Here is a 13557-nt window from a genome sequence, read left to right as displayed (position 1 = left end):
CGAGGCAGGGAACCTGATGGGCGCCTATATACTGCGCCGCATCCTTTTGATGATCCCGACCCTGTTCGGCATCATGGCGGTGTCATTTGCCGTCATCCAGTTTGCTCCAGGCGGGCCGGTCGAGCAGGTCATCGCCAGGCTGACCAACCAGGGCGGCAGCGATCGCCTCGGCGGCGGCGGGGGTGATGCCGGCGGCGCCAATTTCGATGTCGCCGGTGACGTCGGGTCGAAATACCGCGGCGCGCAAGGGCTCGACCCGGAATTCATCAAGAAGCTGGAGAAGCAGTTCGGCTTCGACAAGCCGCCGCTCGAGCGCTTCGGCATGATGCTGTGGAACTATCTCCGCTTCGATTTCGGCGACAGCTATTTCCGCGACATCTCGGTGCTCGACCTGATCCTGGAAAAGATGCCGGTGTCGATCTCGATCGGGCTGTGGATCACGCTTTTGTCCTATCTGATCTCGATCCCGCTCGGCATCCGCAAGGCGGTCAAGGACGGCTCTACCTTCGACGTCTGGACCAGCGGCGTCGTCATCGTCGGCTACGCCATTCCCGGGTTCCTGTTCGGCATATTGCTGATGGTGCTGTTTGCCGGCGGCTCGTTCTGGGACTGGTTTCCGCTGCGCGGCATCACCTCCGACAATTGGGACCAGCTGTCGTGGCCGGCGCGGATCGTCGACTATTTCTGGCATATGACCTTGCCGCTGACCGCGCTGGTGCTGTCGGCCTTCGCCACGACGACGCTGCTCACCAAGAATTCCTTCCTCGAGGAAATCCGCAAGCAATATGTCGTCACCGCCCGCGCCAAGGGCCTGTCGGAGCGGCAGGTGCTCTATGGCCACGTCTTCCGCAACGCCATGCTGATCGTCATCGCCGGTTTTCCCGGTGCTTTCATCTCGGCCTTCTTCACCGGCTCGCTGCTGATCGAGAACATATTTTCGCTCGACGGCCTCGGCCTGCTCGGCTTCAACTCGGTGGTGCAGCGCGACTATCCGGTGGTGTTCGCCAATCTCTACATCTTCTCGCTGCTTGGCCTGTTCGTCGGGCTGCTGTCCGACCTGATCTACACCTGGGTCGATCCGCGCATCGATTTCGAGCGGAGAGACGTCTGATGGCGCGGACCATGGCCGAAACGGCGCCGGCTCGGATCGCGCGGCCCTTTCTGTCGCCGCTCAACCAGCGGCGCCTGCAGAACTTCAAGTCCAACCGGCGCGGCTACTGGTCGTTGTGGATATTCCTGTTCCTGTTCGTGCTGTCGCTGGTTTCGGAATTGGTCGCCAACGACAGGCCGATCATCGCCTCCTACAAGGGCGAGATCCTGTTTCCGGTCCTGGTCGCTTATCCCGAGGAGAAGTTCGGCGGCTTCTATGCCGTCACCGACTACCGCGACCCGGTGATCCAGGACGAGATCAACGCCAATGGCTGGATGGTCTGGCCGCCGGTGCGCTACTCCTACCAGACCGTCAACAACGCTATTCCCGAAGCAGCACCGACCAAGCCGTCCTGGCTCTACGACAAGAAGACGCGCTGCAACCAGTATCCGAAAGGCGAGGCAGACCCCAATTGCAACGTCGGCAACTGGAACTGGCTGGGCACCGACGACCAGGCCCGCGACGTGCTGGCGCGCGTCATCTACGGCTTCAGGATATCGGTGCTGTTCGGCCTGATCCTGACCGCCGGCTCGGCGCTGATCGGCGTGGCGGCCGGCGCTCTGCAGGGCTATTTCGGCGGCTGGACCGACCTCCTGTTCCAGCGTTTCATCGAGATCTGGTCGGCGATCCCGGTGCTGTACCTGCTCTTGATCGTCGCCGCCATCCTGCCGCCTGGCTTCTTCATCCTGCTCGGATTGATGCTGCTGTTCTCCTGGGTGGCACTGGTTGGCGTGGTGCGGGCCGAGTTCCTGCGCGCCCGTAACTTCGAATATGTCAATGCGGCGCGCGCGCTCGGCGTGTCCAACGTCACCATCATGTTCCGGCATCTGCTGCCCAACGCCATGGTGGCGACGCTGACCTTCCTGCCCTTCCTGCTCAGCGGCTCGATCTCGACGCTGACCTCGCTCGACTATCTCGGCTTCGGCCTGCCGCCCGGCGCCGCCTCGCTGGGTGAGCTGTTGAAGCAGGCGCAGCGCAACCTCAACGCGCCCTGGCTCGGCATTTCCGGCTTCGTCGTCATCTCGCTGATGCTGTCGCTGCTTGTCTTCGTCGGCGAGGCCACCCGCGACGCCTTCGATCCGCGCAAGACGTTCAGATGAGGGCGATGCAGGCTGGCATTCGGCATGTTATATTCCGGAAATGGCAATGAATAGGATCATCCTTGAACACTACCCGGCATCGAAGCTTCCGGATGAACTGCGAAAAGGCATAGCTCCGAGCGCCTCGGTCAAAGTGACGGTGGAGGAGGAGGCCAACAGGCCCCTTGGCCGCGAACAATTGCTTGAACTCATGCGGGATGCTCAGGCCAACGCGCCGGGAACAAGCCTCGACGAGGCTGTCGCGCGTGTTCGTGCCCTCCGCGATGAGTGGGAGGATTGATGGCTGCAGTCCGGCTTTATGTCGACACCAACATTTTCATCTATGCCTTTGAAAACAATGATGCGCTTGCAAAAAAAAAGCTTCAGCTCATTTCACTGAACGAGGGCAGAAAGCAGCCTTTCCTGGCGACGAGTGAGATCGTGCTCGCGGAGTTGATGGTCGATTCCTTGAGAAAGAACAATGAGCGACTGATCGAGCTCTACGACAATATTTCAATCGGCAATGCCTTCATCTCAATTGGGACGATAACTCGCGACGTTCTCTGGCACGCAGCACAGTTACGTTCGGAATTCCTTTCCTTGAGATTACCAGACGCGATCCATCTTTCCACAGCGATGCACTTCGGCTGCACACAATTTCTGACCGCGGATACCAGATTGAAAGAAACCTATTCTATCGTACCAAATCGTCTCGTCCCACCTCAAATGGCAGCCAAAATTTCGATCATACGACCGGAAATTTCCGCCTTGGACAGGGTTGTCGCGGAAGTTGAGCTATGACCGCCCCTCTCCTTTCGATCCAGGATCTCAGCGTCGCTTTCACGCAAGGCGGCAACCAGTCGATCGCCGTCGACCATATCTCCTTCGACCTCGCCAAGGGCGAGACGGTGGCGCTCGTCGGCGAATCCGGCTCCGGCAAGTCGGTCACCGCGCTATCGGTGCTGAAGCTGCTGCCCTATCCGACCGCCAGTCACCCGTCGGGAAAGATCCTGTTCCTCGGCGCCGACCTGCTTGCCACGGACGAGAGAGACTTGCGCCGCGTGCGCGGCAACAAGATTACCATGATCTTCCAGGAGCCGATGACCTCGCTCAACCCGCTGCATACGATAGAGCAGCAGATCGTCGAGGTATTGAAGCTGCACCAGGGCCTGGGGGATCGCAAAGCCAAGGCGCGCACGCTGGAACTTCTGCACGAGGTCGGCATCCGCGAGCCGGAGAAGCGGCTCGACGCCTATCCGCACCAGCTTTCCGGCGGCCAGCGCCAGCGCGTCATGATCGCCATGTCGCTGGCCAACGAGCCTGAACTTTTGATCGCCGACGAGCCGACGACGGCGCTCGACGTCACCGTCCAGGCGCAGATCCTCGAATTGCTGGCCGGCCTGAAAAGCCGCAAGAACATGTCGATGCTGTTCATCACCCACGATCTCGGCATCGTCAGGAAGATCGCCGACCGGGTCTGCGTGATGACCAAGGGCAAGATCGTCGAGACCGGCCCGACCAAGGAGATATTCGCCAATCCGCAGCACGCCTACACGCGGCATCTGCTTGCCGCCGAGCCGAAAGGCAAGCCGCCGGCGGCCAACCAGGCCGCCAAGCCGGTGATGGTCGGCAAGGACGTCAAGGTCTGGTTTCCGATCAAGAAGGGCTTCTTCCGGCGCACCGTCGACAATGTGAAGGCGGTCGACGGCATCGACGTCACCGTGCGGGCCGGTCAGACGCTTGGCGTCGTCGGCGAATCCGGCTCAGGCAAGACGACGCTCGGCCTGGCGCTGGCCAGGATGATCTCGTCGACCGGGAACATCCAGTTCAACGGACGCGGCATCGATCAGTTGTCCTTCAACGAAATGCGGCCGCTGCGGCGCGAGTTGCAGATCGTCTTCCAGGATCCGTTCGGTTCGCTGAGTCCGCGCATGTCGGTCGCCGAGATCATCGAGGAAGGGTTGAAGATCCATGAGCCGAAGCTGTCTCCTGATGCGCGCGACAGCAGAGTCGTCGACGTGCTCGGGGAAGTCGGCCTCGATCCGGCGACGCGAAACCGCTATCCGCACGAATTCTCCGGCGGCCAGCGCCAGCGCGTCGCCATCGCGCGCGCCATGGTGCTCAACCCGCGTTTCGTCATGCTGGACGAGCCGACCTCGGCGCTCGACATGAGCGTGCAGGCGCAGGTCGTCGACCTCTTACGCAGCCTGCAGGCCAAGCACGACCTCGCCTACCTCTTCATCAGCCACGATCTGAGGGTCATCCGCGCGCTCGCCAATGAAGTCATCGTCATGCGCAATGGCAGGATCGTCGAGGCCGGCCCTTCCGAACAGATTTTTGGCCACCCGCGGACCGACTATACAAAGGCGTTGATCTCGGCCGCTTTCAAGATCGAAACTGCGCCGGTCGGCATCGTCAGCGAGTAGATTTTCGCCAGAGATCATGCACAAAATCAAAACGCTGCCGCGCCCTTGCACATCGGGACGCGAACGCTGTTGGTAAAAAGGGAAAAACAATCCGCAATGGAAAAAGGCCGCATCCTGCTTGCCCTCACCGGTATTCATCCGCTGCGCTGGCGCGAACTGCTGTCGGCGGAGCGCGAGGTGGTGCTCGAGCCGAATGGCGCCGGCGATCCCTCGATTACCTATGCTGTGGTGTGGAAACAGCGGCCGAACCTGTTGTCGTCGCTGCCCAATCTGCGCGCCATCTTCTCGATCGGCGCCGGCGTCGACCACATCTTCGCCGATCCCACCTTGCCCGACGTACCGGTCGTCAAGGTGGTGGCCGACAACCTGACCCAGTACATGACCGAATACGTCGTCTGGCGGGTGCTCGACCACCATCGCCAAGGCATGCTCTACCGCGCCCAGCAGCAGAAGAAGATCTGGCATGAGCCGCAGCAGCGGCCGGCCAGCGACATCTCGGTCGGCATTATGGGGCTCGGCACGCTTGGCCGCGCGGCGGCATCGGTGCTGTTGTCGCTCGGCTTTCCCGTCACTGGCTGGTCGCGCAGCGATCGGCCGATGCAAGGTGTCTCGACTTACGCGGGCGAGGCCGGCCTGATCCCGTTCCTAAACGCCACCGACATCCTGGTGGTGCTGCTGCCGCTGACACCACAGACGCACGGTATCATCAACCACGGCGTGCTGAAGGAGTTGCGGAAGCGCAACGGCCTCGGCGGCTCAGTGCTGATCAATGCCGGGCGCGGCAGGCTGCAGAAGGACGCCGACATTTTGCGCGCGCTGGACGACGGCACGCTGAAGGAAGCCAGCCTCGACGTTTTCGAGGTCGAGCCGTTGCCGAAGACCAGCCCGCTATGGAGCCATCCGAAAGTGTTCGTGACGCCGCATGCGGCGGCAACCTCCGATCCGGTCCACCTGGCGCCGATCATGCTGCGTCAGATGGATGCTTTCGAGCGCGGCGAAGCGCTGGAAAATGTGGTGGATCGCGACGCCGGGTATTAATTTTTTAGAGCGCCGCTTTCCAGTCTCAGCCCCAGCCGAGCGGCACGTAGTCGATCTCCATAAACGCCTCGACTTCCGGGATCCAGCGGTCGCGGACGAAGGCGACGTGGTCGGGATGGTCGTTGTAGCCGGAATAGGCCCGCTGATCGGCGAACTCCATCGAGAAGCCGAAGCGGTAGTCGTTCTTGGGACTGACCTGCCGCAACTGCTCGAAATGCGTGACGCCCTTTATCGCCGTGAGAATCCTCTTGGCGTCGGCGAGGAACCGTTTTTCCTCGAGCGAATGCGGCGGGTGTTTCAGCGTGAACACGACGGTGTGACGGATCATTGTTTGCTCCTGCGATGTCTTCGTGTCACGCGCTGTCGGCCCAGGCGCGGATGAGGTTATAGGCGATCGCGCCTTTCGGCGGCGTCACCAGGCCGCCCGGATGTTCCCTGGCCAGCATCGACAGCACCTCGTCGCGAAAGAACCAGCGGCAATCTTCCAGCTCGTTGAGGTCGGGCTGGATATCGTCGTTGAGCGGTTCGCCGAAGCAGCCGATCATCAGCGAGTAGGGGAACGGCCAGGGCTGGCTGGCGTGGTAGACGACGCGGCCGAGCCTGATGCCGGCTTCCTCCAGCGTTTCGCGCCGCACCGCCGCCTCGATCGTCTCGCCCGGCTCGATGAAACCGGCGAGCGCCGAATACATGCCGGGCCCGAAATGCCGGCCGCGGCCGAGCAGGCATTTTTCGCGTGTTGCCGTCAGCATGATCGCCACCGGGTCGGTGCGCGGAAAGTGCTCCGTACCGCAGGCCGGGCAATGCCGCTTGTAACCGCCCGCCCGCATCTCGGCTTCGGTGCCGCATTTGCTGCAGAAGCGATGGCTGGCATGCCAGGCGAGCAGCGCCGCCCCTTGCGCCAGCGCGCCGGCCGCCGCTTCGTCGATCAGCCCCTGCATATAGACCGAGCGATAGTCGATCGCCTTGATCGTCTCGGGAAGCTGCTCGGGCTCGACCCCGGCCGGCACCGCCAGCACCGGGCCGCTTTCGGAAAAACCGAGCAGGACGCCGTTTTCGAGCGATGCCTCGAGCGGCCGGCATTCGGCCACGCCGAACCAGGGGTCGAATGCGCCTTGCGCAAGCTTCAGATAGAGCCGGCCGCCACGCATCAGCAAAAGCCGCGCCGAGGGATCGGCGAGTGCCTTTTCGACGGAATCGTCGGCGCGGCTTTCGGACTGCCGGTCGATAATGTTGCCGGCGAAGCCGACGAACTGGCTCGGCTCGCGCAAGGGCGCGTCAAACAGGCGAAAGCTCATGCAGACTCGGGAAGGTTCAAGGTGCACACGGGAGAGGCTTATAGCGCTGCCTTGATCTTTTCCGCAAACTTGCGAAGGTCGGAGCGCTGATAGGGCTCGCGCAGGCCGTGCCCCCACACCGGGCCGGGCCAGCCGGGATCGCCTTCCGAGCGCGCAATGACGTGTACATGCAATTGGCGCACGATGTTGCCGAGTGCGCCGGTGTTGATCTTGGTGCAGCCGGTCACCCGCTTCAGCGCCAGCGCCACCATGTTGGTCTCGAAGGTCAGCATCGCCTGGTCCAGCGGCGTCATGTCGTGGATTTCCTCGATGCCCGGCCGCTGCGGCACCAGCAGCAGCCATGGCCACCGGCGGTCGTTCATGACGCGCAATTCGCACAGGCCGAGCCACATCAGCTGTTCGCTGTCGGCTTCCAGCTGGGCGTCAAGCGTGAATCCGGCCTTGAGGCCCGGCAGCATCGGCGTTTCCCTCACTTTTTGACGTTTTTTGACCTCCATCGACGCTAGAGCGGCTTCCGAAGGGCCGCAAGGGGCAGCAACCAACATTGGCCGTCGCGGCGCTGATTGTGCGCGAAGAAGTGAGGGCCCGGGCAAATTGCATCAGGTTGGCGCTGCCCCGCCGAGGTCGACGATTTTTGATCGCGGCCACATTTTGTTCTTGCTTTGTGCCGGCAGCTATGCTACTAATCTCGCTATGGTGATTATTCGCACCAGCGACCCGCCCGCCGAGGCGGGTTTTTGGTTTCAGCTTTCGCCGTCGCTCAAGGCCCCTATCATCCGCACTTGCATTTCATCGCCGGATTGCCGATATGGAGGCTGGGAGGTTGGTGGTGGACGGTCCACTCGCCAACCGGGTCAGGTCCGGAAGGAAGCAGCCCTAACGAGCCCGGAACGGGTCATTGTTCCAGCCTCCCGCCTCTTCGCCTTTTGCCCCGACATTGACGGCGCCAAGCCGTGCGGGCGAAACTATGCGCAGGAATCGGCCGCCTCCAGTGGCAGCCCTTGGAGCTTAACGGGCGAATGAGCGAAGCCGGAAACGAGGCCGGGAAATTGGACAAGCCTGCCGCCTACCGCGTGCTGGCGCGCAAATACCGACCGTCGAATTTCTCCGAACTGATCGGCCAGGAGCCGATGGTCCGCACGTTGACCAATGCCTTTGCCACCGGCCGCATCGCCCAGGCCTGGATGCTGACCGGCGTGCGTGGCGTCGGCAAGACGACGACCGCGCGCATACTCGCGCGGGCCCTGAACTACAAAACATCGACCGTCGACCAGCCGTCCGTCGACCTTGCCGTGCTCGGCGAGCATTGCCAGGCGATCATGGAAGGCCGGCATGTCGACGTCATCGAGATGGACGCCGCCTCGCATACCGGCATCGACGACATCAGGGACATCATCGAGCGTGTGCGCTACGCCCCGGTGTCGGCGCGCTACAAGGTCTACATCATCGACGAAGTGCACATGCTTTCCAACCAGGCCTTCAACGGCCTGCTGAAGACGCTGGAAGAGCCGCCGCCGCACGTCAAGTTCATCTTCGCCACCACCGAAATCCGCAAGGTGCCGATCACCGTCCTGTCGCGCTGCCAGCGTTTCGACCTCAGGCGCATCGATGCGGCAATGATCAAGGCCGACCTTGCCAGGATAGCCCGTCTGGAGGGCATCGAAGTCGAAGACGATGCGCTGGCGATGATCGCGCGCGCGGCCGAAGGCTCGATGCGCGATGCGCAGTCCATCCTCGACCAGGCGATCGCCCATGGCGGCGGCGCGGTCAGCGCCGAAGCGGTGCGTGCTATGCTCGGCCTTGCCGACCGTGCCCGCATCGTCGACCTGTTCGAACATGTCATGAAGGGCGACGTCGCCGCCGCACTTGCCGAATTCCGTGCCCAGTACGATACCGGCGCCGATCCTGCCGCGGTGCTGACCGACCTTGCCGAGTTCAATCATCTGGTCACCCGTCTGCGTTTCGTGCCGGCTGCCATCGACGACGCCTCGCTGTCCGAGGACGAGCGCCGGCGCGGCGCCGATTTCGCCAGCATGCTGTCGGTCAAGGTGCTGTCGCGGACGTGGCAGATGCTCTTGAAAGGTATTCCCGAGGTGCAGACCTCCAACCGCCCGGTCAGCGCCGCCGAGATGGTGCTGATCCGGCTGGCCCATGCCGCCGACCTGCCGACGCTGGACGAGGCGCTGAAATCGCTGGAGAACGGCGTTTCGCTGCCAGGCGCCGCGCCGCGCGTGAATGGCGCGCCGGCAAGCCCCGGCCCCGCAAACCATGCGCCTGCAAGCGGTGGTGCCGGTGCCGTGGCGCAGGCGCGAATGCCGACGGCCAATGGCGGCGCCCAGACAATGCGCCTGGTCGAGACGATGCGCCTGGTCGAGGCCGAGCCCGTGCCGACCAACTTCGTTGCTCCGCCGGAGCCGGCGGTCGAGGCGCCGCCGGTGCCGGTGAAATCGCTGGCCGACATTGTCGCCCTTGCCGACGCCCAGCGCGACATGGCCTTCAAGGTGCTGGTGAAGCGTTGCGTGCGCCTGGTGCGCATCGAGCCCGGTCGTATCGACGTCAGCCTGACCGACGATGCGCCGAAGATGTTGCTCAATGATTTGACCGCCAGGCTGCGCGCCTGGACGGGCCGCAACTGGCTGGTGTCGCTGTCGAAGGACGAGGGCGGCCAGACCTTGGCCGAGATGGAATCGACAAAACGCGAAAACGCCTTCCTCGATGCCAAGAGCGACCCGACGGTCGCCGCCATCCTGGCGCGCTTTCCCGGTGCCAAGATCATCGACGTGCGCATTCCCGACTCGCCGGAAGCCGACGAGGCCGAAGTGCCGGTCGAGCCGCCGGCCGACGATGACGAAACCTGAACAACCAGCACCAGCTGCAAAGGACAGTGCGATGAAAGACCTTCTCGGCATGATGGGCAAGGCAAAGGAAATGCAGGCCAAGTTCCAGGCCATGCAGGATGAGATCGCCACGCTGGAAGCCACCGGGCAGGCGGGCGGCGGCCTGGTCAGCGTCACGCTGACCGGCAAATTCGAGATGAAGTCGCTGAAGATCGACCCGGCGCTGTTCAAGGAGGACGAGGTCGAGATTCTCGAGGACCTGCTCCTCGCTGCCCACAACGACGCCAGGACCAAGGTCGAGCAGACCATGCAGGAAAAGACCAGAGCGCTGACCGCGGGACTGCCGATCCCGCCGGGAATGAAGCTGCCGTTCTAAGGTGTGTTGATATCCAGGTGATGCCGGCCTGCAAACGGCGGCTTCCTGCGCTTCCGGTGCTCACGAAACGTACGCTCCGCTCCGGTTCTCGGAAGCCCGCCAACTGTGTCTATTGGGCAACTCACCACACTTAATAACGCTTTAGCCATCTTTTTGCCTGAAAGTGTCTCATTCTTGCCGCAACCAGGGGCGGGCTGGCAGCAGAATTGAGGGGACACCTGTTGATCTCTACCCGATGGAAGACGCCGTTGCGGCTCGGCGTCGTTATCTCGCCGCTGTTTTTGGCCGCTTGCAGTCAGACCGCCTCGCACGGCATGTCCAGCCTGACCGATGCCATTACGCCGAGTTTCCTGAGCTCGCGCTCCTACAATTCCACGCCGAAGGAGAAGGAATGCCTGGAGCGGGCAATGTTCTTCGAGTCCAACCGCTCGAGCCGTGACGGCATGATTGCGGTCGGCACCGTGGTGATGAACCGGCTGCGGTCCGGCAAGCACGGCAGCACCATCTGCGAAGTGGTTGGCGAGCGCGGCCAGTTCGCGCCGGGCGTCATGACACGGCCGATGAATTCGAAGGCGATGCCCGACGTCGAGGAGGCCGCCGAGGCGGTGCTCAAGGGCGAGCGCAAAGCCAAGCTGAAGAACACCATGTATTTCCACACCGCCGGCCTGCGCTTCCCCTACACGAACATGCACTACACCATGGTCGCCGGCGGCAATGCCTTTTATGAAAAGCGCGGCCGCAACTGGCAGCCGCTGCCGGACGAACCGGTGGTCGCCATGGCCCAGGCCAAGCCGCAAGCGCCTGCCGCTCAGGCCATACTTGTCGCCTCAGCGGAGCCGGCTCGCGAGGTCAAGCCGACATTCGCCAAGGCAACCTATGCGACCGCCGCTGCATCGCTGCCGGCAAAGCAGACAAGGGTGACCGCCGGAATGGCGACCCCGGAGAAGGCGACGGCGGAGAAGCCGATGCTTGTGGCGCTGCAGGAACCAATGCAGGAGCCGGATGCGGCCCGTTTTGGCGGAACCGTGAGCGAGCGGCCTGTCACCTCCTTCCAGGCTGCGCCGGCAGAGCCGACAATGTCGTTCGAGGCGACGCCCGAGAACACTGACGCCATCGGCGCGATGATCGCCGGCCAGACCCGGCCACTGGAAGAAAACTGAGGACGGCAGCACTGGCCGCGACGTCGGCCTTCCCTTCTCCCACAAGGGGAGAAGGGAAGAGCGGAGCCCCTGGCCGCTCAACTGTTCCAAAGCGTGCGGAAAAATCCTAAACCGGTGCGATGTCGAAGCGAATCGCCGGTCCCGAGATCGAACGCCTGATCCAGCTGCTGGCCAAGGTGCCGGGGCTCGGTCCGCGTTCGGCACGCCGCGCCGCGCTCCACCTCATCAAGAAGAAGGAACAGCTGCTGGCGCCGCTCGCCGCCGCCATGAGCGAGGCGGTCGACAAGGTGCGCATCTGCTCGACCTGCGGCAATGTCGATACCTCAGATCCATGCATGATCTGCACCGACCCCCGCCGCGACCCCACTACGCTCATCGTCGTCGAGGACGTGGCCGACCTTTGGGCGCTGGAGCGGGCGACAGCCATGAACGTGCGCTACCATGTGCTCGGCGGTACGCTGTCGCCGCTCGACGGCATTGGTCCTGATGAGCTAAACATCCGTTCGCTGGTCGATCGCGTCGCCGGCGGCGAAGTCAAGGAAGTGATCCTCGCCGTCAACGCCACGGTCGAGGGCCAGACCACCGCGCACTACCTCACCGACCAGCTTTCCGGCTTCGACATCAAGGTGACGCGCCTGGCGCACGGTGTTCCGGTCGGCGGCGAACTCGATTATCTCGACGAAGGCACGCTGGCCGCCGCACTGAAGTCGCGGACAGTGTTTTGAGGCGAGTTGCGGGGAGAGTGCTTCCGAGATGATTGCGTTCCGTCGCGCCCCCCTCTGTCCTGCCGGACATCTCCCCCTCCAGGGGGGAGATCGGCAGCCTCGACATGCCCGCCAAACTTGCGACGTTGAAGATTGGCGAACACAGACGCGACAGCCAATCTCCCCCCTGGAGGGGGAGATGTCCGGCAGGACAGAGGGGGGCGCGACAGGACGCCGAGCTCGCACACTAGCCTGCCTCTCGTTTCTAGCAGCCCTACTTGGGTTGATCCTCGCCACCCCGGTCTCCGCGGCAAAGATCGACGACCAGTTCCGCGCCTGGCTTGGCAACGACCTCTGGCCCGAAGCCAATGCCAAAGGCATCTCCAGGAAAACCTTCGATGCCGCCTTCGAAGGCGTCAAGCCGAACCTGAAGCTGCCCGACCTGGTGAAGCCGGGCGAGAAGGCGACGACGCCGCAGAAGCAGCATCAGGCCGAGTTCGGTTCGCCGGGCGCCTATTTCGCTGAAAAGATAGTCCGAGCGGTGACCGCCGGCGGCGGCACCCGCGAGGCGACCAATGCTAGGACTCTTGCCGCGATCGAGAAACGCTACGGCGTGCCTGGCGAAGTGCTGCTGGCGATCTGGGGCCGCGAGAGCGGCTTCGGCGCGGCGAAGATGCCTTATGACGCCTTCGAGGTGCTGGGCACCAAGGCGTTCATGTCGACCAAGAAGGAATTCTTCCGCACCGAGCTCTTGGCTGCGCTCGAGATCGTCGAGCGCGGGCTTGCCCCGGTCGGCGCGATGAAATCGTCTTCGGCAGGCGCGCTTGGCCAGCCGCAGTTCATGCCGACATCGTTCCTCAAGCATGCCGTCGATTTCGACGGCGACGGCCGCACCGACATCTGGAATTCGACGCCCGATATACTGGCATCGATCGCCAATTATCTCGTCCATTATGGCTGGGTCAGGGGCCGCGGCTGGGGCTTCGAGGTGACTGTGCCGGACAGCGTCTCGTGCTCGCTCGAAGGTCCGGACCAGGGCAAGAAGATTTCCCAATGGGCTGATATGGGCATCAGGCGTGTGTCGGGTAAACCGTTCCCGGCGAGCGAACTGAAAGCCGAGGGCTTTCTTTTGATGCCGGCCGGGCGTAGCGGCCCGGCCTTCATCGTCACCCCCAATTTCTATGTGCTGAAGCAGTATAACACCAGCGATCTCTATGCCCTGTTCATCGGCCATGGCGCCGATCGCATCGCCCATGGCGACAGCAATTTCTCGGGCAATTGGGGCGCGGTCGGCGGGCTCTACCGCTCCGACATCGCCGCCCTGCAGCGGGCGCTGGAAGCTAAGGGCTACGATGTCGGCAGCGCCGACGGCCTGCCTGGCTTCAAGACGCGCCGCTCGATCGGCAAATGGCAGGCCAGCAACGGCCGTTCCGCTACCTGCTTTCCCGACGCCGACCTGGTTACCGCGCTGAAATAGCCGGATTTTCGCACC

14 protein-coding genes and 1 other RNA gene are annotated in these 13557 nt (G+C 63.1%); 12 read left to right on the top strand and 3 right to left on the bottom strand.

The features are described 5' to 3' along the window. Nucleotides 1–16: 16 nt before the first annotated feature. The 6 genes from NKJ23_RS12575 (at nucleotide 17) to NKJ23_RS12550 (ending at nucleotide 5693) form a co-directional block, all read left to right on the top strand. A complete protein-coding gene (locus tag NKJ23_RS12575) occupies nucleotides 17–1111 on the top strand; it encodes a microcin C ABC transporter permease YejB (RefSeq protein ID WP_352488119.1) in 1095 nt (364 codons plus the stop codon). Then, nucleotides 1111–2250 (top strand): ABC transporter permease, encoded by a 1140-nt coding sequence (locus tag NKJ23_RS12570; RefSeq protein ID WP_352680512.1) that lies wholly within the window; start codon nucleotides 1111–1113, stop codon nucleotides 2248–2250. Before NKJ23_RS12575 ends, NKJ23_RS12570 begins: the two co-directional genes overlap by 1 nt. 46 nt (nucleotides 2251–2296) lie before the next feature. After that, nucleotides 2297–2530, top strand: a complete 234-nt coding sequence (locus tag NKJ23_RS12565) for a hypothetical protein (RefSeq protein WP_031211801.1) — start codon at nucleotides 2297–2299, stop codon at nucleotides 2528–2530. After that, a complete protein-coding gene (locus tag NKJ23_RS12560; protein WP_352680511.1) occupies nucleotides 2530–3030 on the top strand; it encodes a type II toxin-antitoxin system VapC family toxin in 501 nt (166 codons plus the stop codon). Before NKJ23_RS12565 ends, NKJ23_RS12560 begins: the two co-directional genes overlap by 1 nt. Beyond that, nucleotides 3027–4655 (top strand): ABC transporter ATP-binding protein, encoded by a 1629-nt coding sequence (locus NKJ23_RS12555; RefSeq protein WP_352680510.1) that lies wholly within the window; start codon nucleotides 3027–3029, stop codon nucleotides 4653–4655. The genes NKJ23_RS12560 and NKJ23_RS12555 overlap by 4 nt, the downstream gene beginning before the upstream one ends. Before the next feature lie 96 nt (nucleotides 4656–4751). Further along, nucleotides 4752–5693: a 2-hydroxyacid dehydrogenase gene (locus NKJ23_RS12550; RefSeq protein ID WP_352680509.1), complete on the top strand. Its 942-nt coding sequence runs from the start codon at nucleotides 4752–4754 to the stop codon at nucleotides 5691–5693. Between the two features lie 25 nt (nucleotides 5694–5718). Here NKJ23_RS12550 and NKJ23_RS12545 read toward each other — a convergent pair whose 3' ends face one another. From NKJ23_RS12545 to NKJ23_RS12535, 3 genes are read right to left on the bottom strand one after another with little or no spacing between them, the layout of a single operon-like run. Continuing rightward, nucleotides 5719–6021: a Dabb family protein gene (locus NKJ23_RS12545; RefSeq protein ID WP_023676866.1), complete on the bottom strand. Its 303-nt coding sequence runs from the start codon at nucleotides 6019–6021 to the stop codon at nucleotides 5719–5721. Nucleotides 6022–6046: 25 nt separating this feature from the next. Then, nucleotides 6047–6988, bottom strand: coding sequence for an NAD(+) diphosphatase (nudC, locus tag NKJ23_RS12540; RefSeq protein WP_352680508.1), 942 nt, complete (start codon nucleotides 6986–6988; stop codon nucleotides 6047–6049). Nucleotides 6989–7026: 38 nt separating this feature from the next. Further along, nucleotides 7027–7446 carry an HIT family protein gene (locus NKJ23_RS12535; protein WP_023676868.1) on the bottom strand — a complete coding sequence of 140 codons (420 nt, stop codon included), beginning with the start codon at nucleotides 7444–7446 and terminating at the stop codon, nucleotides 7027–7029. A 360-nt stretch (nucleotides 7447–7806) separates the two neighbouring features. Between NKJ23_RS12535 and ffs the strand changes: the two genes are divergently transcribed. The 6 genes from ffs (at nucleotide 7807) to NKJ23_RS12505 (ending at nucleotide 13542) form a co-directional block, all read left to right on the top strand. Then, nucleotides 7807–7903, top strand: an RNA gene (ffs, locus tag NKJ23_RS12530) — signal recognition particle sRNA small type. Between the two features lie 104 nt (nucleotides 7904–8007). Continuing rightward, a complete protein-coding gene (locus NKJ23_RS12525; protein WP_352680507.1) occupies nucleotides 8008–9846 on the top strand; it encodes a DNA polymerase III subunit gamma/tau in 1839 nt (612 codons plus the stop codon). A 31-nt stretch (nucleotides 9847–9877) separates the two neighbouring features. Then, nucleotides 9878–10201 carry a YbaB/EbfC family nucleoid-associated protein gene (locus tag NKJ23_RS12520; RefSeq protein WP_352680506.1) on the top strand — a complete coding sequence of 108 codons (324 nt, stop codon included), beginning with the start codon at nucleotides 9878–9880 and terminating at the stop codon, nucleotides 10199–10201. 221 nt (nucleotides 10202–10422) lie between these two features. Next, nucleotides 10423–11361, top strand: coding sequence for a cell wall hydrolase (locus NKJ23_RS12515; RefSeq protein ID WP_023676871.1), 939 nt, complete (start codon nucleotides 10423–10425; stop codon nucleotides 11359–11361). Nucleotides 11362–11480: 119 nt separating this feature from the next. Further along, nucleotides 11481–12086 carry a recombination mediator RecR gene (gene recR, locus NKJ23_RS12510; RefSeq protein ID WP_352680505.1) on the top strand — a complete coding sequence of 202 codons (606 nt, stop codon included), beginning with the start codon at nucleotides 11481–11483 and terminating at the stop codon, nucleotides 12084–12086. Nucleotides 12087–12264: 178 nt separating this feature from the next. Beyond that, nucleotides 12265–13542, top strand: a complete 1278-nt coding sequence (locus NKJ23_RS12505) for a lytic murein transglycosylase (RefSeq protein ID WP_352680504.1) — start codon at nucleotides 12265–12267, stop codon at nucleotides 13540–13542. The last annotated feature ends 15 nt before the right edge of the window (nucleotides 13543–13557 follow it).

The sequence above is a fragment of the Mesorhizobium sp. M0184 genome, from assembly GCF_040322215.1.
Taxonomy (GTDB): Bacteria; Pseudomonadota; Alphaproteobacteria; order Rhizobiales; family Rhizobiaceae; genus Mesorhizobium.
Note: the sequence above shows the minus strand (reverse complement) of the source record. Positions and strands in the feature narration are given on the sequence as shown.

What these genes read in the sequence shown, in the direction of transcription:
- NKJ23_RS12575 (WP_352488119.1), top strand. Translation starts at nt 17, where the DNA reads ATGGGCGCCTATATACTGCGCCGCATCCTTTTGATGATCCCGACCCTG.
- NKJ23_RS12570 (WP_352680512.1), top strand. Translation starts at nt 1,111, where the DNA reads ATGGCGCGGACCATGGCCGAAACGGCGCCGGCTCGGATCGCGCGGCCC.
- NKJ23_RS12565 (WP_031211801.1), top strand. Translation starts at nt 2,297, where the DNA reads ATGAATAGGATCATCCTTGAACACTACCCGGCATCGAAGCTTCCGGAT.
- NKJ23_RS12560 (WP_352680511.1), top strand. Translation starts at nt 2,530, where the DNA reads ATGGCTGCAGTCCGGCTTTATGTCGACACCAACATTTTCATCTATGCC.
- NKJ23_RS12555 (WP_352680510.1), top strand. Translation starts at nt 3,027, where the DNA reads ATGACCGCCCCTCTCCTTTCGATCCAGGATCTCAGCGTCGCTTTCACG.
- NKJ23_RS12550 (WP_352680509.1), top strand. Translation starts at nt 4,752, where the DNA reads ATGGAAAAAGGCCGCATCCTGCTTGCCCTCACCGGTATTCATCCGCTG.
- NKJ23_RS12545 (WP_023676866.1), bottom strand. Translation starts at nt 6,021, where the DNA reads ATGATCCGTCACACCGTCGTGTTCACGCTGAAACACCCGCCGCATTCG.
- nudC (WP_352680508.1), bottom strand. Translation starts at nt 6,988, where the DNA reads ATGAGCTTTCGCCTGTTTGACGCGCCCTTGCGCGAGCCGAGCCAGTTC.
- NKJ23_RS12535 (WP_023676868.1), bottom strand. Translation starts at nt 7,446, where the DNA reads ATGCTGCCGGGCCTCAAGGCCGGATTCACGCTTGACGCCCAGCTGGAA.
- NKJ23_RS12525 (WP_352680507.1), top strand. Translation starts at nt 8,008, where the DNA reads ATGAGCGAAGCCGGAAACGAGGCCGGGAAATTGGACAAGCCTGCCGCC.
- NKJ23_RS12520 (WP_352680506.1), top strand. Translation starts at nt 9,878, where the DNA reads ATGAAAGACCTTCTCGGCATGATGGGCAAGGCAAAGGAAATGCAGGCC.
- recR (WP_352680505.1), top strand. Translation starts at nt 11,481, where the DNA reads ATGTCGAAGCGAATCGCCGGTCCCGAGATCGAACGCCTGATCCAGCTG.
- NKJ23_RS12505 (WP_352680504.1), top strand. Translation starts at nt 12,265, where the DNA reads ATGTCCGGCAGGACAGAGGGGGGCGCGACAGGACGCCGAGCTCGCACA.